Here is a 22,292-nt window from a genome sequence, read left to right on the forward strand (position 1 = left end):
GCCGGTGACGACGCTGGAGTTGCTCGCAACCCCGGCCACGGTGTCCGGTGTGCGGCGGGCGCTGCGCTCGTACGGGACCGACGTGCAGCTCTGTGCGGGCGAGCTCGTCACGAACGTGATCCGGCACGTCGGGGAGGGCGTCCCCGTGACGGTGCGGGTGTGGCGGGAGGAGGGCGGGCGGGTCCGGCTGGGGGTCACCGCTCCCGATCCCCGGCGCTGCCCGTCCTCGTCGGAGGGGCGGAGCGGCCGGCGCCCGGACCGAGGCGGAATCCGGCCGAGGTCTGGCGTTGCTGGACGCGCTGGCCGTGCGGTGGGGTGTGGCGCAGGAGGCCGGCCGCAAGACGGTGTGGTGCGAACTGTTCACCGACGCCGAAACCATCGCCGCCGCGCCGAGACCCCGAACACGCCCGAGCGCCCCGGTCGACGTAGGCGGTCGGCCGGAGCGCTCGGTCATCCATCGGCACGTTCGTGAGCCCGCGGGACGGGCCGCGCCGAAGCGGGCGGGAGGGGGCCGGTCGCCGCTTGTTTCCGTCGGGGCGGACGGAGGACGCGGTGACCGGCCCGAACCCCGCACGCCGTTGTACGGGTCCCGCCAGTCGGTTCCGCGGCCGGCCGTGACGATATTGCTGGTCAGGGCACTCTCGGTTCCAGCCGGCCGCGGAGTACAGGGGGTGGGCTCAGCCCAGGCGCTCCACCAGCGCGCGGTACTGGTCCCACAGCTCCTTCGGCGTGTGGTCACCGAAGGTGTTGAGGTGCTCGGGGACCAGGGCGGCCTCCTCGCGCCAGACCTCCTTGTCGACCGTGAGCAGGAAGTCGAGGTCGGAGTCGGCGAGGTCGAGCCCGTCCGTGTCGAGGGCCGCACGCGTCGGCAGGACGCCGATCGGGGTCTCGACGCCCTCGGCGGTGCCGTCCAGGCGCTCCACGATCCACTTCAGGACGCGGCTGTTCTCACCGAAGCCGGGCCAGACGAACTTGCCCTCGTCGTCCTTGCGGAACCAGTTGACGTAGTAGATCTTCGGCAGCTTGGACTGGTCCTTGTCCTTGGCCACGTCGACCCAGTGGGCCATGTAGTCGCCCATGTTGTAGCCGCAGAACGGCAGCATCGCGAACGGGTCGCGACGCAGCTCGCCGACCTTGCCCTCGGCGGCGGCGGTCTTCTCGGAGGCCACGTTGGCGCCGAGGAACACGCCGTGGTTCCAGTCGAAGGACTCCGTCACCAGCGGCACGGCGGTGGCGCGGCGGCCACCGAAGAGGATCGCCGAGATCGGCACGCCCTTGGGATCCTCCCACTCCGGCGCGATGATCGGGCACTGCGAGGCCGGGACGGTGAAGCGGGCGTTGGGGTGGGCGGCCGGACGGTATCCATTTGCTTCGCGGGCGGACTCGGGCGTCCAGTCGTTGCCCTTCCAGTCCGTCAGGTGGGCCGGGGTCTCCTCCGTCATGCCCTCCCACCAGATGTCGTTGTCGTCGGTGAGGGCGACGTTGGTGAAGACGGAGTTGCCCCACAGCGTCTTCATCGCGTTGGCGTTGGTGTGCTCGCCGGTGCCGGGCGCGACACCGAAGAAGCCGGCCTCGGGGTTGATGGCGTACAGGCGGCCGTCCTCGCCGAAGCGCATCCAGGCGATGTCGTCGCCGATGGTCTCGACGGTCCAGCCGGGGACGGTCGGCTCCAGCATGGCGAGGTTGGTCTTGCCGCAGGCGCTCGGGAAGGCCGCGGCGACGTACTTGGCCTCGCCGCGCGGCGGGGTCAGCTTCAGGACCAGCATGTGCTCGGCGAGCCAGCCCTCGTCACGGGCCATGACGGAGGCGATGCGCAGGGCGTAGCACTTCTTGCCGAGCAGGGCGTTGCCGCCGTAGCCCGAGCCGTAGGACCAGATCTCACGGTCCTCGGGGAAGTGCGAGATGTACTTGGTCCGGTTGCAGGGCCAGGGGACGTCCGCCTGGCCGGGCTCCAGCGGGGCGCCCAGGGTGTGCACGGCCTTGACGAAGAAGCCGTCGGAGCCGAGCTCGTCCAGGACGGCCTGGCCCATGCGCGTCATGGTGCGCATCGAGACGGCGACGTAGGCCGAGTCGGTGATCTCCACACCGAGCGCGGACAGCGGCGAGCCGAGCGGGCCCATGCAGAAGGGCACGACGTACATGGTCCGGCCGCGCATCGAGCCGCGGAACAGACCGCCCTGGCCGCCGGTGCCCTGGAAGATCTCCCGCATCTCGGCGGGGGCCTTCCAGTGGTTGGTCGGGCCGGCGTCCGCCTCCTTCTCGGAACAGATGAACGTCCGGTCCTCCACGCGGGCGACATCGGTGGGGTCGGAGGCCGCGTAGTAGGAGTGGGGGCGCTTGATCGGGTCGAGTTTCCGGAAGGTGCCCTTCTCGACGAGCTCCCCGCACAGGCGCTCGTACTCGGCCTCGGATCCGTCACACCAGACCACGTTGTCCGGCTGCGTCAGTTCTGCGATCTCGTTGACCCACGAGATCAGCCCCTGATGGGTGGTGGGGACGGTGGGAGCCGCGATATCGCGCGCCACGATTGCTCCTAAATGAGGGATTTTTTGTGATGTGGAGGCCCCGTGGGGGCTGCGACCCGGATGCTTCACGGAAGATCTTGGCGCTCATCCGGTGCCGACCGCACTCATTTGATCATCCGACGTGCGCGCCCATCTGTCCAGAGGAGCGCACAGGTGAGCAACGTGAGGCTCGCCACGGTTTCCCGCACCGCTTTACGTGCACGTTGCGTTCACCTGACAGTCCGTTTGCGTGACCATCGTCGGGCCCTGATGAGAGGATGGCCACTCTTCGCCCGCCAATCCGCGGCACCGATACGTGACTTACGGTTCCGTAGCTACCATTCCTCCATGACTGCGTTCGCCCCCGACGCGCCCACGGACTCGGCGGCCGACGGCCACGGTCCGAAGGCGCTCCCTTTGCCGCACCCGGTGAAGCCGAAGCTGCGCGGCTGGCTGCACCTCGGCATGTTCCCGGCCGCCCTGATCGCGGGCCTGGTGCTGACCGCCCTCGCAGACTCGTCCAGAGGACGCATCGCCTGCGGCATCTTCGCCCTGACGGCATGCCTGCTGTTCGGCGTGAGCGCGCTGTACCACCGGGGCGACTGGAGTCCCCGCATGGACGGCGTCCTGCGCCGGCTGGACCACGCCAACATCTTCCTGATCATCGCGGGCACCTACACGCCGCTGACCATGCTGCTCCTGCCGGAAGCCAAGGGGCAGTGGCTGCTGTGGGGCATCTGGGGCGCGGCCGTGGCCGGCATCCTCTTCCGCGTCTTCTGGGTCGGCGCCCCGCGCTGGCTCTACACGCCCTGCTACATCGCGATGGGCTGGGCGGCCGTCTTCTACCTGCCCGACTTCATGCGGGCCGGCGGCGTCGCCGTCCTCGTCCTGGTCATCGTCGGCGGCCTGCTCTACAGCGCCGGCGGCGTGGTCTACGGGATCAAGCGGCCGAACCCGTCACCGCGCTGGTTCGGCTTCCACGAGGTGTTCCACTCCCTCACCCTGGCGGCCTTCATCACGCACTACGTGGGGATCTCGCTGGTGGCGTACCAGCACGGGTGACAGCTGCCGCGCAGCACGGGGCCACGGCTTTTCGCGCCGTGGCCCTTTCTCATGTCCCCACACGTTGACAGTGAGACTCTTTTGAGAGTAACTCTCATTTCATGGCTACTGTCACTCAGCAGGATCCCGGGCGCGGGGACCCCCGCCGCTGGTGGGCGCTCGGCGCCCTCGTCGCGAGCATGCTCGCGCTGGGTTTCGATCTGACGATCCTCAACGTGGCGCTGCCGAAGATGGCCGCGCAGCTGGGGGCGACCACCGGCGAGCTGCAGTGGATCGTCGACTCCTATGTCGTCGTGTTCGCGGCGCTGATGCTGCCCGCCGGACTGCTCGGCGACCGGTTCGGGCGGCGCCGGATGCTGGTCACGGGCCTGGTGGTGTTCCTCGCCGGGTCGCTGGCCGGCACGCTGGTCGACACCCCGGAGCTGGTGATCGCGGCCCGCTCCCTGATGGGTCTCGGTGCCGCGCTGGTGATTCCGCTGGGCCTGTCCGTGCTGCCGTCGATGTTCGGCGAGGAGGAGCGCGGCAAGGCCGTCGCCGCCGTCACCGCGTCCATGGCCGCGGGGATGCCGCTCGGGCCGCTGGTCGGCGGGCTGCTGCTGGACCACTACTGGTGGGGCTCGATCTTCCTGATCAACATCCCCATGGCCGCGATCGGCATCGCCGCCTGTCTGTTCCTGCTGCCCGAGTCCCGCGACCCGTCCTCACCCCGGGTGGACGCCCTGTCGACCGCGTACAGCGCGCTGGGGCTGGGTGCCCTGGTCTTCGGCATCATCGAGGCGCCCGGGCGCGGCTGGGGCAGCGCTTTGGTGCTCGGCTCGTTCAGCGTGTCCGTCGTGCTGCTCACCGCCCTCGTCACACGGGAGCGCCGCGCGGTGCGGCCCATGCTGGACCTGAAACTGCTCGGCCACCGGGGGTTCCTCTTCAACAGCCTGGCGGCGACGCTCGGCACGTTCGTCTTCTCCGGGCTGCTGTTCACGCTGCCGGCGTATCTGCAGGAGGTCGGCGGCAGCGACGCCTTCGGCACCGGGCTGCGGCTCCTGCCGATGATGGGCGGGCTGATGGTCTCCGCACGGCTGAGCACCCTGCTGGTGCGGCGCACGGGACCGCGCCCGGTGGTCACCACGGGTCTGGTGGTGCTGTGCTTCGCCGCGCTGCTCGGCTCCCGCACGGAGTCCGGCTCCGGTTACGGGTTCACCGCCCTGTGGCTGACGATCGCGGGCCTGGGCTTCGGCCTGGCGATGGTGCCCGCGATGGACGCGGCGCTCGGCGGCATCCCCGCCGAGGAGGCGGGCAGCGGTTCCGGACTGCTGATGACGCTGCGCCAGGTGGGCGGCGCCATCGGCATCGCCCTGCTCGGCAGCCTCGTCGCGGGCGCCTACGACGACCGGCTCGACACCGCCGGACTGCCCCAGGGGGCGGCGGACGCGGCACGCGACTCGCTCAGCGGCGCCCACGCCGTGGCCGAGCGGCTGGGGCTGCCGGCGCTCGCCCACTCCGCCGACGCCGCGTATGTGGACGGCATGTCCACGGTCCTCGTGGTCTGCGGCATCGCGGCCCTGGTGACGGCGGCGCTGACGGCACTGCTGCTGCCCAACCCGCGGGCCGCCGCTCAGGCCGGACAGCCCGGGGTTCTCGGCGGGCCCGGGGAGCCCGGGGAGCCCGGAGAAGCCGAGGAGCCCGGGGAGGCCATGGAGCCCGGGAAGCCGCCGGCCAGGGCTCTCGGACGCGGACGTGGCCCGGGTGGAGGCCGATGACCGACAATGAGCCGTATGACCACCGCACGGACCCCTGTTCCCGAGGCCGCGCGCCATCTGGGCCTGCGGGAACGCAAGAAGATCAAGACGCGGATCGCGATCAGGGACGCCACGTACGCCTTGATCAAGGAACAGGGGTACGACGCCACCACGGTCGAGCAGATCGCGGAGCGCGCCGAGGTCTCGCCGAGCACCGTCTTCCGCTACTTCCCCACCAAGGAGGACATCGTCCTGACGGACGAGTACGACCCCTTGGTGGAGGACCTGCTGCGGGCACGGCCCCGGGACGAACCGGTGCTGGAGTCGCTGCGCTGGGCGATCCGCCAGGGCATGACCATGGCCATCGCAGACACCCCGGACTCCGAGCAGGACGAGATGATCCTGCGCATCCGGCTGATGGCCGAGGTGCCCGCGCTGCGCGCGCGGATGCTGGAGAGCATGTCCGTCACCGGCCGCCTGCTGTGCCGGGCGCTCGCGGAACGCACCGGACGCGACCAGGACGAGCTCGAAGTGCGGGTGTACGCGATGGGACTGATGGGTGCCCTGCTGGAGGCGATGATCTACTGGGTCGAACGGGACTTCCGGGACGACCTGCCGGACCTGGTCGACCGCACCCTCGACACCCTCAAGGACCTGCCGAAACGGCCACCCGCTTCCGCGGCCCCCATGACATCCTGACCGGGTGAACGGTCCCGAGATCCACGTCGAGTTCGCCCCCGAGCTGCACGTCTTCGTCCCCCGGGCCCGGCGCACCGGCACCCTGCGGGCCACCACGGACGGTGCCTCCAGCCTGGGCCATGTCATCGAGTCACTGGGCGTACCGCTGACCGAGGTCGGCGCGCTGCTCGTGGACGGCCGCGAGGTGCCCTTCGCGCACGTCCCGGTGGCCGGCGAGGCGGTGGCCGTACGAACCGTCGCGCGCCCCCAGCGGGTGCCGGGCGCTCCCCTGCGGTTCCTCCTCGACGTCCACCTCGGCACGCTGGCCCGCCGGCTCCGGCTACTCGGCGTGGACACCGCGTACGAGTCGACCGACATCGGCGACCCGGCCCTCGCGGCACGTTCGGCGGCCGAGCAGCGGGTCATGCTGAGCCGCGACCGGGGGTTGCTGCGGCGCCGCGAGCTGTGGGCGGGAGCGTTCGTCTACAGCACACGACCGGAGGAGCAGCTTCGGGACGTCCTGGACCGGTTCCAGCCCGAGTTGCTCCCGTGGACGCGGTGCACGGCCTGCAACGGGGTGCTGCGCAAGGCGACCAAGGACGAGGTCGCGGACCAGCTGAAGCACGGCACGCATGCCACGTACGACGTGTTCGCGCAGTGCACGGCATGCGGCCGGGCGTACTGGAAGGGCGCGCACCACGAGCAGCTGGAGGCCATCGTGGAGCGCGCCCTGACGGAGTCACGCGGTCAGCGCTGACCCTTCTTCACATCACCCTTCCCACAGGCGATTCCGTCCCGGTTCCGGTCCAGGCCCAGCGGGTCGTCCTTGCCGTTGACCTTCAGGCGGCCGTAGTCGTTCGCCTTGAGCCACTGGCACCGCGCCGCCGTCGTCTTCTTCACCTCCGCCGGGAAGTCCGTCGGCACGCAGACGTTGATCGAGCCGTAGTGGCGGTCGCAGCCGGAGATCGTCGGGCTGACCTTCTGCGACGTCCGCTTCTTGCCGGGCTTGACGACCTTGCCCGTGGGCTCGTCCGCGAAGTCGTGGACGTGGGCGGAGGCGTCCGTCGCCCTGAGCGCCTGCGGGCCCTGGAGGTGCACCCACTTCGCCACCGAGGGCACGCCGTTCGCGTCGACCGCGAAGAGCATGTACCAGCCGGGCGGGGCCAGGTTGGGGTTGCTCGTGACGTTCAGGTCGACGTTGCCGCCGTCGACGGACAACGGCAGGTCCACGAACCGCTGGTTCGGGTCCGAGGAGTGCGTGACGGCGGCCGGGCGGATCAGCTCGGCCTTGGCGATGGGCCGGTCGACGGTGATCCGCTGGGTGTCGCCGTAGTTCCACTCGGTGTCGATGACGGAGGTGATCTGCGGGCGGGGTCCCTTGAACAGGTACGGCGGGCTGTACACCGACACGTCGTGGTTCCAGGAGCCGTTGCCCGGGTTGTCGCCGGTCGTCATCACACGGCCGTCGGGGAGCAGGAAGGCCGAGGAGTGGTAGCCGCGCGCCTCGGGGTCGACGGCGACCGGTTCGAAGGTCTCCGACTCGGGGTCGAAGATCGACGTCTCGTAGACGGGGTCGGCGCGGTTGTGCAGCCCGCCGCCCGTCTCCAGCACCTTGCCGTCGGGCATCAGCACGGCCGAGACGTACATCTTGCCCTGGTTCCCGGTCTGCGGGACCGGACCGTTGCCGAGGTCGACGGTGCCCTGCGGGATCGGCGGCCCGGCCACGTACGCGGGGCTGGGCTGCTTGAGGTCGATGATGTCGGTCAGACGGTTCGCCTCCGGATTGGAGTCGATGTTGCCGCCGCCGAGGGTGAGGACCTTCTGGTCCTGCGCCGGGGGCAGCAGCACGCTCGCCGACTGGTCGCGCTCGTCCTTGTTCCGCAGGCCCGGCACCTGGGTGGTGGTGTTGGCGTCGTAGTCGTAGATCGCCGATCCCGTGCCCGGGATGTTGTTGCCGAAGACGTGGCTGCCCGAGTAGAAGAGGCGGCCGTCCTGCATCAGGATCATCGATGGGTACAGCCCCCAGTACGACCAGGTCTGGTTGACCTTCCACAGCGGCTGCCACTGCTGCTCGGCCTCGGAGAACAGCTCGGCGGTGACCGAGCCGGTGGAGTCCTCGCGCAGCCCGCCGAAGGTGATGACGTCACCGTTGCCGAGGATCGTCGCCGACGGGTACCAGTGGCCGTCGTTCATGTCGTTGGTCTTGGAGTAGGTCTCGGTCTCCGGGTCGAAGATGTACGAGTCCTTGTAGCCCTGGTAGCCGACACGGCCGTCCGCCGTCGGGTAGCCCTTGTTGCCGCTCATCACGAGCACACGCCCGTCCTGGAGCTGCACGTGCCCCGCACAGAACATGTCCTTCGGCGTGGGGATGACCTTGTAGGAGCCGTCCGCCGGGTCGTACACCGCCGACGTGAAGGTGCCGGCCTCGAACATCGCCTCGTCGTTCCCGGAGCCCGCGATCAGCAGCACCTTGCCGTTGTGGAGCACGACCGAGTGCATGGAGCGCACCGGGTTCTGCGTGGGCAGCACGTCCCACTTGCCGTCGGCGCACTGCGCGGCGGTGCCGGTGCACTCGGGCGGCAGGACGGGGTCGGGCACCTGGTCCATGGTGTAGTCGTCGGTGGTGGCGGAGCCTGTGCCGTAGACGGAGACGCCCCAGGAGATGCGGTCGGTGCCGGCGGGGACCTCGGGCGTGCGGACGGTGGCCTCGGTCCAGTTCCCTGCCAGGTCCAGCGTCTTGAGGTCGGTCCAGTACTGCCAGCCGGCCGTGGTGTCGTGCCGGAACAGGGTGATCGCCGCGTCCGGGGTCGTCGTCTTGTACCAGAGGCCGAGGTCGTACTGCTTGCCCGGCGTCACCACCGGCGCGCACGCGGCGGACTCGGTGATCAGCGCCTTGCGGTCGCCCTCGACGCGGCGGGTCAGCTCGACCTTCATCGCCTTGGAGCCGGTGTGCGCGTCGGTCGTGGTGGTGAAGGTGAAGTCGTTGTCACCCCAGCCGGACTTCTCCCAGCAGTACGGCATGCCGTCTGCGCCGGCGGTCTCGAAACCCGGGTTCTTGATGAGGTTGGCGGCGGAGGCTGGTTGGGGTGCGGTCAGGAGCAGACCCGAGGTGAGGGCTGCCACGGACAGGAGTGCGGTCGTTCTGCGACGAGGTTTCACACGGCTCTCCTTGCTGTACGGCCGTCGCGCGCGGGCTTCTCCCGGCCCCGGCGCGGCAGGTAGACCAGCGCTTCGGTCCCGGCGAAGCGCAGGACGAACGTCGTCACCAGCGCCAGCGCGGTGGCCGACAGCACGCCCAGGTGGAACTGGTGCACGAACAGGGCGATCAGCGGGATGCGCAGCACCAGATCGGCGTTGGCGAGCAGCGCGAACCGCCCGGCCCGGTCCCACCAGCGCCGGTGCCGGCGCCGCTCGCGGAACAGCAGGTGCTCGATGAGCAGGAAGTTCCAGGCGACGCCGAGCTGGTTGGCGAGGATCTCCGCCGGTACGTAGTGCATGCCGGCGGCGGTCAGCGCCCACAGGCCGACCAGGTTCGGCAGGAAGCCGGTCAGCCCGATCAGGCCGAACCCGACCATGCGCGCGACCGGGGAGGCGGTGCGCAGCCCGGCCAGGTGGCGCAGGAAGCGGAAGCCCTCCTGCGCGGTCGACTTGGACTCCCCCGCGAACCGGTCCTGGAAGACGAACGGCACCTCGGTGACCCGGCGCGGACGGCTGCGGACGGCGAGTTCGAGGAGAATCTTGTAGCCTAGCGGCTGGAGCACCTCCGCCGTGACCGCGCTGCGGCGGATCGCGAAGAAGCCGCTCATCGGGTCGCTGATGCCGTGCAGCCGACGCGGGAACAGCGCCTTGGTCAGCCAGGTCGCTCCGCGCGAGACGAACACGCGGTAGCTGCCCGCGAGTCCGGCCCGGCTGCCGCCCTTGATGTACCGGGAGGCGACGACCAGCCCGGCGTTCGCCCGTTCGCCGGTGGCGACCAGGTCGGGCACGAGGGACGGCGGGTGCTGGCAGTCGCCGTCCATGACGACGATCCAGTCCGACGTGGCCGCCTTCAGGCCCTCGACGACCGCGCCGCCGAGCCCGCCCACCGGCTCCTCTCGGTGCAGCACGGTCACCGGGAACGGGCAGTCCTGCGCCGCCTTCTCGATGACCTCCGGGGTGTCGTCGGTGGAGTCGTCCACGAAGACGACCTCGCAGGGCAGCCGGGCCGGTACGGCCTCGGTGATCTGGCGCAGCAACTGCCGGACGTTCGCCGACTCGTTGAACGTCGGCACGACGATGGTGACGGCACCGGGCTCGGGGACCTCGGCGGTCTTGACGACCTCACCGGGGACAATGGACTCCTGGCTCATCGTGCGCCTCCGGCGGACGTCTTGATCTGGCGGATCTCGATGCGGTCCTCGCCGGTGCCGAAGGTGGCGACCGGGTCCGAGTGCTCCATGGCGGCCTTGACGTTGGGCAGATCGGCCGCGTCCCGCCGCACCGTCGGCGAGGCGACGACGTAGTCGAGGTCCTTCCAGCCGCGCGGCATCGTCTTCGTCACCGCGGGGTCGAGGTCGGCCTTGTAGAACCAGATGACGCCGAGGCCGGGCCGGTAGCCCTGGTGCACCAGGTCCAGCCAGAGCGCGTCGTCGACCAGCACCCGGGTGTGCTCCGGGTCCTCGACCTCCGTGGCCAGCCACGCGGACGCGGCCTCGTAGGGGGCGTTGGCGTCGGTGGTGACGGCCGTGCGGGCACCGTCGTACCAGTGCGGGACCACGTAGGCGCCCGCGGCCAGGGCGAGGACGGCGGCGAGCGTGTAACGACCCACGCTGACGTACCGTTTCTCCGCCTGGGAGCGCCAGCGGCTCAGCACCGCGTGGGCGACGGAGGCGGTGCCCCCGGCGAGGACCAGCGCGAGGAACGGCAGGGCCTGGATGACGTACATCGCGGGCAGGTAGCCGTTGGGGCGCAGGGCCAGCGCGGCGAGGATCGCCACGGCCAGGGCCGGTCCGGCCAGGGCGCGGGCGGTGACCGACCAGCGCCAGGTGACGAGCAGGAGCAGGGCGCCCGCGAGGCCGCCGAGGGGCAGGATCCGGTCGTAGTACAGCCACGACTGGAGCACACCCCAGGAGCCGGAACCCTGGTCCAGGATGAAGCCCGAACCGGGTCTGGTCATCTGGTACTTGACGCCGTCCCACAGGGACACGTGCCCGGCGCCCGGCAGCAACTCGCCCTTGAGCAGGGCGAACAGCGGGTACGCGAAGCCGATCAGGGCACAGGCCGTGACGGCTCCGGTGAGGGCGAACTTGCGGGTGTCCCGGTGGCTGTGGCGCCACATGGTGAGGAACAGGGCGGGCAGGACGACGAGCATCGTCTCCTTGGTGAGCACGGCCGTGGCGGCGGCGACGCCCGCTCCGAAGTGGTGCCAGAGGTGCCGGCTCGGGGAGGCGGCCAGCGTGAAGGCCAGCAGCGTCCACATCACCGCGAGGTTGTCGAGGAAGATCTCCCGCTGGAGTACGACCGACAGCGGCGACAGCCCGAAGAACACCATGCCGAGCGCGGCCGCCCAGCGGGGCAGCGCAAGGCGCCGTCCCAGCACGAAGATCAGGACCGCGCTGATGCCGCTGATCACCAGCATCGCGGCGCGCATGGTGCCCACCGTCATCGCCTCGGGGCTGATCAGCGCGGGGATCCAGGTCAGCACGGCGATCTGGATCCAGCCCAGCGGCGGATGGTCGTACCAGTAGGTGTAGTGGGCGAGGCCGTTGCCCTGCTGGACCGACCAGGCCTGGGCGAGATAGGTGCCCTCGTCGTCGCTGAGGGCCGGGTAGTCGCCGATGTTCCAGCCCTGCACGACGAGGATCGCCGCGAGGAGGACACCGCAGAGGACCAGGTCAGCGCGGGAGGAGCGCAGCCGGCTCAGCGGCTGCGGTCTGCGGTGCGCACCGGTCCGGGGCGCGGGCTGCCGCTGCGCGGGGACCTTCGGGGTGGTCGCCGCGGGAAGGGTGGAGGTCACGCGGGAACGTCCTCTCGGGTCACGGGAACGTCAGCCCGACTCGTGGCCGTCTCGCCGAGATGCGCGCCGACGTGGCTCGTCAGCTCCCAGTCGTTACGGCCGCGCTGCTCACGCCAGACGGCCCGCACGGCCGCACCGGCGAGCAGGACCTGGTAGAAGGGGCCGCCCACGATCAGCTTCAGGTAGTGCGCGAAGCGGACGCGCAGCCCGTACTGCTTGCCGAAGTCGTGCAGTCCGACGATCTCGAAGACGAAGGTGACCAGAGCCGTGACAGCCGGCAGGAAGGTGATGAAGGCGATGCCGACGGGCACGTCCAGGAACAGGGCGATCGCCACGTTGAGCGGGATGATCAGGCCGGTGAAGGCCTGCATGAACGGCGTCATCAGGGTGTAGCGGGCGAGCAGCCGCTGTCCGAGGGTGGGCAGCTGCTTCCAGTCCTTCTTCCGGTACACCTGGAGGAACCCCTGGTTCCAGCGGGTGCGCTGCTTCAGCAGGGACATCAGCGAGCCCGGGGTCTCCTCGCGGGTCACCATGTCGGAGTCGTAGGCGACGACGACCTTCTTGCCGACGCTGGACAGACGCACGCCCAGGTCGCAGTCCTCGGCGAGGCAGTTCGGGTCCCAGCCCTCGGCTTCCCGCAGGACGTCCGTGCGGACGAAGACGGTGTTGCCGCCGAGCGGAATGAAACCTTTCTGCGCGTGCAGGTGGAGCCGCGAGCGGAACCAGAAGAAGTACTCCAGGCAGTTGCGCAGGCTGTACCAGCTGGAGTGGAAGTTGATCAGCTGCACCCCGCCCTGGACGACGTCCGCGCCGGTGGTGCGGAAGGCGTGGTCGACGTGCGTGAGGAGCTCGGGGTGGACCTGGTCCTCCGCGTCGAAGACGCCGACGACGTCGCCGCGGCAGTGCGGCAGCGCCGTGTTCATGGCCTTCGGCTTGTTCTTCTTCTCGTGTGTGTCGACGACGACCCGCACCCGTCGGTCACGCGCGGCTGCCATCTCGGCCACCGCGGTGGTCTCCGGGTCGTCGTGCCCGACGATCACGATGATCTCGAAGTCGGTGTGGCTCGACTCCAGCAGCCGCTGGATCGTGTGGTCCAGCACCGCCTGTTCGTGCCGGGCGGGCAGTAACAGCGAGAAGGAGACGTGCTCGTCCCCGTCCGGACTGCTGAACCGCGTGGAGGCGAGCACTTCCGGCGTACGCCAGGCGTGCATCTGCCACCACAGGGTGAACGCCGCCATCCAGAACAAGGCAAGTGAAACGGCAGCGATGAAGACAGACGTCAGCAAACAGATCCCCCCAGATCCCAGAACCCCCTGTCGTGACGGCGGGCCGGTGCGGCCTCATCCGCCACGTCACTGTGCAGAGATTAGGGGGGAACTGTGAAGCCCGGGGGCTGTTCAGATAAAGACCATGTTTCCGTTGATACGTGCTTCAAACACTCAAGACCGCACGCAGACGGGCGAGTTCGGTCGTCGGGGCGTCGCAAGTGAAGTTACGGCAGACGTACGCGGCCGGTTCACCATCGACCAGCGGACGGTCCGCGAGCAGCGGGAACTCGTCGCTGCCCGGGGCACCCACGGCGACCACCGCACCGGGCGCGGTCCCCAGAAGTGCCGTGCGGTGCAGGCTCCTTGTGTTCTCGTCGTCCAGCGCCGGGCCGACGACCGCGACCTCGCGCGGACCGTCCAGCACGGCCTCCGCCGCGGCCAGCCCCCAGCCGATGAAGCGGGGCACTCGCGGCCCCAGCGCCTTCACGACCCCCAGCGCCCGCTCGGCGGCGGTGCGGTGAGGCCCGGAGCCGGTGTGCGCGGCATAACTCAGCAGGGCGTTCGCGGCAGCCGTCCAGCCTGACGGGGCCGCGTTGTCGGTCGGGTCCTGCGGGCGCCGGATCAGCCGCTCGGCGTCGGCCGCGGTGTCGTACAGCGAGCCCGACCCGGGGTCCGTGAAGCGGGCCAGGACGTGATCGAGGAGGAACCCGGCGAACTCCAGCCAGACACCCTCCCCGGTGACGGACGCGAGCGCGAGGAAGCCCTCCGCCACATCCGCGTAGTCCTCCAGGACACCCGCGTTGGCGCCGGCGTGGCCGTCCTTGCTGGTGCGGGTGAGCCGGGCCTGCTCGTCCAGATGCAGCCGGACCAGGAGGTCGGCCGCGGCGACGGCGGCCTCGACCAGGTCGGGCCGGTCGAAGTAGGCGCCGGTTTCGGCGAGCGCGGCGATCGCGAGGCCGTTCCAGGCGGCGACGACCTTGTCGTCCCGGCCGGGAGCGGGTCGCTCGGCCCGCTTCGCCAGCAGCCGCTCCGAGATCGAGGCAATCCTTCCCGCGTCGAACACTCCGTCCCGCACAGGCAGTTGGAGCACGGACGCGCCCTCCTCGAACGTGCCCTCCTCGGTCACACCGAAGTGCTGGGCCGCGAGCTCGGCGTCCTCGTCGCCGAGGATCTCCCGCAACTGCTCGGGCGTCCACACGTAGTACGCGCCCTCGACGTGCTTGCCCGTCCCGTCGTCACTGTCGGCATCCAGCGCGGAGGCGAACCCGCCCTCGTTCGTGCGCAGTTCCCGCACCATGAAGTCGGCGGTCTCCAGGGCGACCCGGCGGGCCAGCTCCGAACCGGTGGAACGCCAGAGGTGGGCGTACACCCGGCACAGCAGGGCGTTGTCGTACAGCATCTTCTCGAAGTGCGGCACGATCCAGTCGCGGTCGACGGAGTAGCGGGCGAAGCCGCCCCCGAGCTGGTCGTACATCCCGCCCCGGGCCATCCGCTCGCAGGTGTCCTGCGCCATCTGAAGGGCGCCCTCGGCGCCGGTGCGGGCGTGGTGGCGCAGCAGGAACTCCAGCGCCATGGACGGCGGGAACTTCGGCGCCCCGCCGAAACCGCCGCGCTGCGGGTCGTACTCCCGCGTCAGCCCGAGCAGCGCCTGCGCGAGCTCCTCCTCACCGGGGGTCTGCGCGTCGCCGTAGGAGATCTCCCGCCCGGCGAGATCCCGGACGATCTTCCCGGCGACCTCGGCCACCTCGTCCCGCCGCTCGTCCCACGCCTGGTGCACGCCCTGGAGCACCTGCCGGAACGACGGCATGCCCTGGCGGGGAGCAGGCGGGAAGTACGTACCGAAGTAGAACGGCTCGGCGTCCGGGGTGAGGAACACGGTCATGGGCCAGCCGCCCTGCCCGGTCGCCGCCTGTACGGCCTCCATGTAGACGGCGTCGACGTCGGGGCGCTCTTCACGGTCGACCTTCACGCTCACGTAGTGCGCGTTGAGGTACTCGGCGGTCTCCTGGTCCTCGAAGGACTCGTGCGCCATGACGTGACACCAGTGACAGCTGCTGTATCCCACACTGAGCAGCACGGGCACGTTCCGCTTGCGGGCCTCCTCGAAGGCCTCGGACGACCAGGGCCACCAGTCGACGGGGTTGTCGGCGTGCTGAAGGAGGTAGGGGGACGTCTCGTGCGCCAGTCGGTTCGGCATGGTATCCATCCTGCCGCAGTACCCGGCCCCACACGCGTCAGGCGCCGCGCGGGCACGCCCCCTCGCCCCGATGCGCCGTCCGCAGCACACTTGACCAAGGAAACGACCGAGGGAACGACCGCGACGGATGAGACGACGCCGTTGCCGCCGGAGGGGGACCTGACATGCGGGACAGTCATCGGGCGGAGGCCGAGCGGCTGTTGGCGCGGGCCGTCGAGGAGGAGGTGCGCCGCTCGGGTGGGCGCAGCGACGGGAAAGTGCTGCTCGCGCGGGCGCGTGGGCGGCTCGACGCGATGGCGCAGAGCGCGGGCGAGGAGTACGAGGCCTACACGCGCGCCCTGGACGAGGCGGCGGCCGGGCAGCTGACCTTCGGGCAGCGGTACGCCCGGGAGGGCGCCGGGACGCCGCTGCTGGTGGCGGGGGTGGCGGCGGTCGCGGCCATAGTCGCCGACATGGCGCTGGGCACGGGGACCGGGACCGCTCTCGGGGCGGGTGTGACGGTGGGTGTCGTAGGGGCCGCGGCGACGGTGGCGAAGGTGGTCGGGTCGCACGTACCGGCCACGAGTCGTCGCGCCGGGGCCGTGAGCCAGCCCGGCGGGCCCGCACAGTTGCGGCTCCAGTGGCTGACGGCGCTGGAGGTGCGGGGCATCCGGCCGTTCCTGGACCAGCAGCGGGTGCTCGCGGCCTCGACCGGGCCGAAGAAGACGGCGCCGCGGCTGCGGGGCACGGACAAGAGCGCGGCGGCGCGCGGGCGCAATGTGCTGGAGCAGTCCTTCGGGCAGCTCCCGGAGTCCGCGGAGCCGTTCGCGGGGCGGCGGCACGAGCTGGCACAGATCCGGCAGTGGGTGCAGTCGGCCCGGGCGAGCACGGAGACGCAGCCGACCGTGGTCGTGCTGCACGGCACGCCCGGCAGCGGCCGTACGACACTCGCGGTGCACGCCACGCACGATCTGAGGGACTACTTCCGTGGTGCCTGCGTCGTCGATCTGCGCGCCGACGGGCCGGGCGAGTCCCCGCTGTCCACCCGCGACGCCCTGCTGCATCTGCTGAACCGGCTCGGTGCGCCCCGCGAGCAGTTGCTGTTCCGCGAACGCTCCTCCCCCGACCAGCAGGTCAAGCGGCTGGGCGAGCTCTACCACCAGCATCTGACGGGCCTGCCGGTCACGGTCGTCCTCGACGACGCCGCGGACGCGGAGCAGATCCGCGCCCTGGTCCCGGAGCGGTCCGACAGCCTGGTGCTGGTGACCGCGCGAGGCCCGCTGGAGCTGGAGGGCCTGCCCGCGCGGGTGCATCAGCTGGCGGTCGCGCCGCTGGACGCCGCGGGTGCGGAGGAGCTGCTGGGCGCGGCGGCGCAGGACCGCTCCGGGCCGTACGACGCGGAGTCCGCGGACCGGGTCCGGGAGCTGTGCGGCGGGCTGCCGCTGGCGCTGCGCATCGCGGGTTCCTGCCTGGGCCCGCGCTCGCCTCGCGCCCTGGCAACCGACCTCGAGGCGTACGGCCCGGTCGAGCCGGTGGAGCGTGCCCTGTGGCTGCGCTACACCGACCAGCCGGAGACCGTACGGCGGCTGCTGCGCCGGCTGGCCCTGGCCGGGCGTGCCTCGCTCGGGGCCGCCGCGGCCGCCGCTCTGCTGGCCACGGACGAGGCGGAGGCCAGGCGCCATCTGCAGGTCCTGACCCGTGCCGGTCTGATCGACCACGTCCGGGGCGACCGCTACCGGCTGCACGACCTGGTCCGTTCCTTCGCCCAGGCCCGCCTCCTCGACGAGGAGGATCCGGCCGAGCGGACGGCGGCGCAGGAGCGGTTGATCGTGAACTACGCCGAGCTGGCGGACTCGGTGCTGCGGATGGTCGACGGCAACATGTCGACCCGCACCAACCGCTTCAGCCCGTACGGCTTCACCTCCCTCGACGAGGCGCTGCGTTGGCTGGACGACGAGTCGAGCTTCATCACGGCGGCACTGCGGCACGCCGAGGGTGTGGATCAGGCGGCGGTGCTGAATCTGCTGGGCGCGCTCTGCGACTACTGCCTGCTGCGGGGTGACCTGTACCGGCCTGGTGAGATCAGTGAGCTGGCGCAGGCGGTGGACGAGGGCCTGCTGGTCCGCTCCGTGCAGTGGCGCACCGGCATCGCGGCGCGGCAGCTGGGCGAACTCGACAAGGCCCGCACCACCCTCACCTCGGTCGTGGACCTCTACCGGGAGGCCCACCACGACGCGGGTGCCGCCCGCGCCCTGTGCTCCCTCGGCATCACCCTGCACCACCAGGGCAATCTGACGGAGGCGTCGGCCAAGCTCCGCGAGGCCCTGGAGCTGCAGTCCCCGCCCGAGCTGGCGACGGACCGGGCGTGGACGATGCACGCCCTCGCGGCGGTGGAGCGGGACCGGGCCCGGGTGGCGGAGGCGATGGAGCTGCTGACCGAGTCGCTGGTGCTGCACCGGGCGGGCGAGTCCGTGCACGGCCAGGCGTGGGCGCACTTCCAGCTCGGCCAGCTGGGGCTGCGCATGGGTGATGTGCCGCGGGCCGAGGGGGAACTGCGCGCGGCCCTGGAGCTGTACGGACGGACCCGTGACGCCCGCGGTGAGGCCTGGGCGCTGACGCAGCTGGCCCGGGCGCTGCTGGTCGCGGGGGACGCGTCCCCGGCGGTGCAGGAGCTGCGCGGGGCGGCCGCCCGGCATCGCGACAACGAGGACGCGCGCGGTGAGGCCTGGACGCTGTACTACCTGGGCCAGGCCCTGGAGGAGACGGGCGATCTCGATCAGGCCGTCCGCGAGCTGGAACGTGCCCGCACGATGTTCTCCCGCATGCGGGACGTCTACGGTCTGGCCTGCGCCCGCCACCACTCGGCCCGCGTCACCCGTGACCAGCGGGCGGCCCAGACGGGTTCCCTGCGCAATTCGGGCTTCGCTCGGCAGTTGCTCGTCGATGCCCGGGCCGACTTCCAGCGCATCGGCGTCGCCCACGGCGAGGCCGGGACGTGCCTGGAGCTGGTGGTCGTGGACGCGGGCAACGCCCGCACCCAGCAGGCCCTGGCCCTGTGCGACGAGGCGGTGGAGCTCTTCGCGTCCTACGGCGACCGCCGGGGCGAGGACTGGGCCCGCTTCCTGCGCTGCACGCTCCTGCCCTACGCGGCCCCGGGCGGCATGGAGGTGGGTACGGCGGTGGCGCAGGAGGAGCTGGCGCGCTTGTCCCGCGCGAGCCACGGGCTGCGCGACCGGAAGCTGGACGACTACCTCGACGCGTACCAGCTGCTCCTGGAGCGGGGCGTGACCCTGGAGGCGGGCTGGCAGGCCTGGCGACTCGGCATGGTGCCGAACCGGCACGCGCGCGAGGTGATGGGCGTGGCGGTGGAGTCGAAGGCGTAGGCCGCGGGGCCGGGCCGGGGGCGCCCGGGCGCGAGACGCACCCGTCGGCGGCGCTCGGTGCCGGGCCACCGACGGGTGGTGTCCCCTGGGTGGGGCGTCAGCCTTGCTTCTTGCCGCCCTGGCCGGAGGGCTCCGGGTCCGCGTTCGCGTCCACTGGGGACTGCTCCGGCTGGTCGGCCTTCGGGTCCGGGACCTGGGTGAAGTCGACCCGGTTCATGTGCCGGCTCATGGACTTCATCAGGGCCCACACCGCCAGGGCCATCGCCGCGAAGACGATGAAGCCGAGGACGCCGGGGGTGACCTTGTCCTCGTCCACCTCCTTGGCGAAGGAGACGAGGTGCGTCATTGCCAGGCTTGCGCTTGCGCTCATATCAGGCATTGTCGCGGATGCCCGCGAAGAGGTCGTGCTCGGGGAGGGAGGTATCGACGAGGGCCTTCGCCAGCTCGTACTCCTCCGTCGGCCAGACCTCCTTCTGGATCTCCATGGGCACCTTGAACCAGCCCCCGTCCGGGTCGATCTGCGTGGCGTGGGCGATCAGCGCCTTGTCGCGGATCTCGTAGAACTCGGCGCAGGGGACGTGCGTGGTGAGCGTGCGCTGCTTCATGCCGAACTCCTCCCAGCGCTTGAGCCAGTCCCCGTAGGGGGACTCCATGCCGCGGTCGAGCATCGCCTGGTGCAGGGCCTCGGTGCGCGGGCGGTTGAAGCCCTGGTTGTAGTAGAGCTTCTGCGGCTGGTAGGCGGGGCCGTACTCCACCTCCGGGTACTTCTCGGTGTCCGCGGCCGACTCGAACGCCACCATGGAGATCTTGTGGGTCATGATGTGGTCGGGGTGCGGGTAGCCGCCGTTCTCGTCATAGGTGGTGATCACCTGCGGACGGAAGGCACGGATCCTGCGCACCAGTTCCCCGGCCGCGTGGTCCACGTCCTCCAGGGCGAAGCAGCCCTCCGGCAGCGGCGGCAGCGGGTCGCCCTCGGGCAGGCCCGAGTCGACGAAGCCGAGCCATTCCTGCTTGACGCCCAGGATCTCCCGGGCCTCGTCCATCTCCTTCTTGCGTACCTCGTGGATGTGCTCCTCGATGTACGCGTCGCCCTGGAGCTTGGGATTGAGGATGGAGCCGCGTTCCCCGCCCGTGCAGGTCACGACCAGCACGTCCACCCCCTCGGACACGTACTTCGCCATGGTCGCAGCGCCCTTGCTCGACTCGTCGTCGGGGTGGGCGTGAACGGCCATCAGTCGCAACTGGTCAGTCAAGACTCAATCCTCAGTAAGTCGGCGCCCTGTGTGCGTCGGCGCAATCAGCGGCTTCTATAGTGACCGAATCGGGGGGCGAATAATTCCGGGGCCCGGTCCCGGAGCCCCTTCCGGGACCTTCGTCCCGGCCCTGCCAGGAGGACGATCATGAGTACGGCGAGCACGCGACCGCCCGAGGGCCGATACGGCCGCTCCTCGGACGAGCGCGCCGACCGCACGCTCAAGGTCGTGGGCACCGTCCTCGCGGTGGCGCTGCTGGGGATCGTCGGCTGGTTCGGCTACCACTACGTCGCCAAGAACGAGATCAGCGCCGAGGTGATCAGCTTCGAGCCGGGCGAGGAGTCCGTGCAGGTGCATCTGGAGGTCCGCAAGGACGCCGGCACCGACGGCTACTGCACCGTGCGCTCGCAGGCCGAGAACGGGGCCGAGGTGGGCCGGGCCGACTTCCGCTTCGACGGGGACGGGACCCGCATCGACAAGGTCGTCACGCTCCGCACGACCTCCCCGGGGATGACGGCCGAGCTGCTGGGCTGCCACGCCGGCTGAACAACGACCGGGCATCACCTGGAATACGTAGTGCCTGACCTGCATTGACGTGAATCTGGTGGCTTATGTCCTCCCCCTTGGGCCCCTGAATTGTTAGGCTCGTGGTTTCGCCCTTCCGTGAAGGAACATTCTTCTGGGTAGGGCGATGCTTTGTATTCCCAGTACCTACGAGGAGCACCTGTGACCCAGACCAGCGAGAACGTCACCTGGCTGACCCAGGAGGCGTACAACAAGCTCAAGGCTGAGCTTGAGCACCTTACTGGTCCCGCGCGGGCGGAGATCTCCGCGAAGATCGCCGCGGCGCGCGAAGAGGGCGACCTGCGTGAAAACGGCGGGTACCACGCGGCCAAGGAGGAGCAGGGCAAGCAGGAGCTCCGTGTGCGCCAGCTCACCCAGCTCCTCGAGAACGCCAAGGTCGGCGAGGCGCCCGCGGCGGACGGCGCGGTGGCGCCCGGCATGGTCGTCACGATCGCGTTCGACGGCGACGAGGACGACACGCTGACGTTCCTCCTCGCCTCCCGCGAGTACGCGAGCTCCGACATCGAGACCTACTCGCCGCAGTCCCCGCTGGGCACCGGCGTGATCGGCCACAAGGTCGGCGACGACGCGGAGTACGAGCTGCCGAACGGCAAGAAGGCCCTGGTGAAGATCCTCAAGGCCGAGCCGTACGAGAGCTGACCCGTCCCCTTCCGAGCCCTGGTCTGCCCCCGGTGCCGCTGCGGCACCGGGGGCATTCTCATGCCGTCGCCGAGCGGTACTTGCGCACGGCCAGGGTCCGGAAGACCACCAGGATCAGGATCGAGTAGATCAGCGAGGCCCAGACGGGGTGCTGCATGGGCCAGGCGTCCGACGGGGACTGGCCCGGGTTGGCGAACAGCACACGGCAGGCCTGGACCGTGGCGCTGAAGGGGTTCCACTCGGCGATGTGGCGCAGCCACGGGGTCATGTGGCTGGTGTCCACGAACGCGTTGGAGATGAACGTGACCGGGAAGAGCCAGATCAGGCCGCTGGACGTGGCCGCCTCGGGGGTCCGGACGGACATGCCGATCAGGGCGCCGATCCAGGTGAACGCGTAGCCCAGCAGGAGCAGCAGGCCGAAGGCCGCGAGGACCTTGGCGGCATTGGTGCTGCCGTCCGACCCGACGCGCCAGCCGACCAGCAGGGCGACCACGGCGAGGACCACCAGGGTCAGGGCCGTCTGCACGGAGTCGGCGAGGGTGCGGCCGGTGAGCACCGCGCCGCGTGCCATGGGCAGGGAGCGGAAGCGGTCGATGAGGCCCTTGTGCATGTCGTCGGCGATGCCGGCGCCGGAGCTGGCGGTGGCGAAGGTGACGGTCTGCGCGAAGATGCCCGCCATCAGGAAGTTCTTGTAGTCGGCGGCGCTGGTGCTGTTGCCGATCTGCATGGAGCCGCCGAAGACGTAGGTGAACAGCACCACGAACATGATCGGCTGGATCAGCCCGTAGATGATCATCTCGGGGATCCGGGACATGCGGATCAGGTTGCGTTTGGCGACGACCATCGAGTCGCGGATCGACTGGCTGACCGGGTTCGCGGTGGGCGCGACCCGCACGGTGTCGGTGACGGCGCTCACTGGGCGGCCTCCTTGTCGTTCTCCTGGTCCTTGATCTCGGCCACGTGTCCCGTCAGGGACAGGAAGACGTCGTCGAGGGTCGGGGGGGGGAGGGGGGTGT

At 70.5% G+C, this 22,292-nt stretch carries 17 protein-coding genes; 7 read left to right on the top strand and 10 right to left on the bottom strand.

Annotated elements, in window-relative coordinates; all coding sequences use genetic code 11:
* Both ABZ281_RS05270 and ABZ281_RS05275 read right to left on the bottom strand, forming a co-directional pair.
* A partial coding sequence (locus tag ABZ281_RS05270; protein ID WP_356652293.1) for a hypothetical protein occupies window positions 1-198 on the bottom strand: 198 nt, incomplete at its 3' end.
* Window positions 199-677: 479 nt separating this feature from the next.
* On the bottom strand, window positions 678-2,525 hold the full coding sequence (locus tag ABZ281_RS05275; RefSeq protein WP_356652295.1) for a phosphoenolpyruvate carboxykinase (GTP): 1,848 nt from the start codon (window positions 2,523-2,525) through the stop codon (window positions 678-680).
* A gap of 327 nt (window positions 2,526-2,852) precedes the next feature.
* Between ABZ281_RS05275 and ABZ281_RS05280 the strand changes: the two genes are divergently transcribed.
* The 4 genes from ABZ281_RS05280 (at window position 2,853) to ABZ281_RS05295 (ending at window position 6,734) form a co-directional block, all read left to right on the top strand.
* Window positions 2,853-3,566, top strand: a complete 714-nt coding sequence (locus ABZ281_RS05280; RefSeq protein WP_356652297.1) for a hemolysin III family protein — start codon at window positions 2,853-2,855, stop codon at window positions 3,564-3,566.
* Between the two features lie 101 nt (window positions 3,567-3,667).
* Window positions 3,668-5,320, top strand: coding sequence for a DHA2 family efflux MFS transporter permease subunit (locus tag ABZ281_RS05285; protein ID WP_356652299.1), 1,653 nt, complete (start codon window positions 3,668-3,670; stop codon window positions 5,318-5,320).
* Window positions 5,321-5,335: 15 nt separating this feature from the next.
* Window positions 5,336-5,998 (top strand): TetR family transcriptional regulator, encoded by a 663-nt coding sequence (locus tag ABZ281_RS05290; RefSeq protein WP_356652301.1) that lies wholly within the window; start codon window positions 5,336-5,338, stop codon window positions 5,996-5,998.
* Window positions 5,999-6,002: 4 nt separating this feature from the next.
* Window positions 6,003-6,734: a Mut7-C RNAse domain-containing protein gene (locus ABZ281_RS05295; RefSeq protein ID WP_356652303.1), complete on the top strand. Its 732-nt coding sequence runs from the start codon at window positions 6,003-6,005 to the stop codon at window positions 6,732-6,734.
* Here ABZ281_RS05295 and ABZ281_RS05300 read toward each other — a convergent pair.
* From ABZ281_RS05300 to ABZ281_RS05320, 5 genes are all read right to left on the bottom strand, one after another.
* On the bottom strand, window positions 6,725-9,136 hold the full coding sequence (locus tag ABZ281_RS05300; RefSeq protein WP_356652305.1) for a galactose oxidase early set domain-containing protein: 2,412 nt from the start codon (window positions 9,134-9,136) through the stop codon (window positions 6,725-6,727). The genes ABZ281_RS05295 and ABZ281_RS05300 overlap by 10 nt on opposite strands.
* On the bottom strand, window positions 9,133-10,326 hold the full coding sequence (locus ABZ281_RS05305; protein ID WP_356652307.1) for a glycosyltransferase family 2 protein: 1,194 nt from the start codon (window positions 10,324-10,326) through the stop codon (window positions 9,133-9,135). Before ABZ281_RS05305 ends, ABZ281_RS05300 begins: the two co-directional genes overlap by 4 nt.
* Window positions 10,323-11,972: a phospholipid carrier-dependent glycosyltransferase gene (locus tag ABZ281_RS05310; RefSeq protein WP_356652309.1), complete on the bottom strand. Its 1,650-nt coding sequence runs from the start codon at window positions 11,970-11,972 to the stop codon at window positions 10,323-10,325. The genes ABZ281_RS05305 and ABZ281_RS05310 overlap by 4 nt, the downstream gene beginning before the upstream one ends.
* A complete protein-coding gene (locus ABZ281_RS05315) occupies window positions 11,969-13,258 on the bottom strand; it encodes a glycosyltransferase (protein WP_356652311.1) in 1,290 nt (429 codons plus the stop codon). The genes ABZ281_RS05310 and ABZ281_RS05315 overlap by 4 nt, the downstream gene beginning before the upstream one ends.
* A 145-nt stretch (window positions 13,259-13,403) precedes the next feature.
* A complete protein-coding gene (locus ABZ281_RS05320; RefSeq protein ID WP_356652313.1) occupies window positions 13,404-15,437 on the bottom strand; it encodes a thioredoxin domain-containing protein in 2,034 nt (677 codons plus the stop codon).
* A 164-nt stretch (window positions 15,438-15,601) separates the two neighbouring features.
* Here ABZ281_RS05320 and ABZ281_RS05325 point away from each other — a divergent pair, with 164 nt between their 5' ends.
* Window positions 15,602-18,799: a tetratricopeptide repeat protein gene (locus ABZ281_RS05325; RefSeq protein WP_356652315.1), complete on the top strand. Its 3,198-nt coding sequence runs from the start codon at window positions 15,602-15,604 to the stop codon at window positions 18,797-18,799.
* A gap of 97 nt (window positions 18,800-18,896) precedes the next feature.
* On the opposite strand, the gene ABZ281_RS05330 is transcribed toward ABZ281_RS05325, so the two are convergent.
* Together ABZ281_RS05330 and mca are read right to left on the bottom strand one after the other, a co-directional pair.
* Window positions 18,897-19,178 carry a hypothetical protein gene (locus ABZ281_RS05330; protein ID WP_356652317.1) on the bottom strand — a complete coding sequence of 94 codons (282 nt, stop codon included), beginning with the start codon at window positions 19,176-19,178 and terminating at the stop codon, window positions 18,897-18,899.
* Window positions 19,171-20,052 carry a mycothiol conjugate amidase Mca gene (gene mca, locus ABZ281_RS05335; protein ID WP_356652319.1) on the bottom strand — a complete coding sequence of 294 codons (882 nt, stop codon included), beginning with the start codon at window positions 20,050-20,052 and terminating at the stop codon, window positions 19,171-19,173. Before mca ends, ABZ281_RS05330 begins: the two co-directional genes overlap by 8 nt.
* A 147-nt stretch (window positions 20,053-20,199) precedes the next feature.
* Between mca and ABZ281_RS05340 the strand changes: the two genes are divergently transcribed.
* A complete protein-coding gene (locus ABZ281_RS05340) occupies window positions 20,200-20,598 on the top strand; it encodes a DUF4307 domain-containing protein (RefSeq protein ID WP_356652321.1) in 399 nt (132 codons plus the stop codon).
* A 180-nt stretch (window positions 20,599-20,778) separates the two neighbouring features.
* Window positions 20,779-21,276 carry a transcription elongation factor GreA gene (gene greA, locus ABZ281_RS05345; protein WP_356652323.1) on the top strand — a complete coding sequence of 166 codons (498 nt, stop codon included), beginning with the start codon at window positions 20,779-20,781 and terminating at the stop codon, window positions 21,274-21,276.
* Between the two features lie 58 nt (window positions 21,277-21,334).
* Here the strand turns inward: greA and ABZ281_RS05350 are convergent, their stop codons facing one another.
* Window positions 21,335-22,192, bottom strand: coding sequence for an ABC transporter permease (locus ABZ281_RS05350; protein ID WP_189591729.1), 858 nt, complete (start codon window positions 22,190-22,192; stop codon window positions 21,335-21,337).
* Window positions 22,193-22,292 lie beyond the last annotated feature (100 nt).

The sequence above is a fragment of the Streptomyces sp. NPDC006265 genome, from assembly GCF_040613555.1.
Classification (GTDB): Bacteria; Actinomycetota; Actinomycetes; order Streptomycetales; family Streptomycetaceae; genus Streptomyces.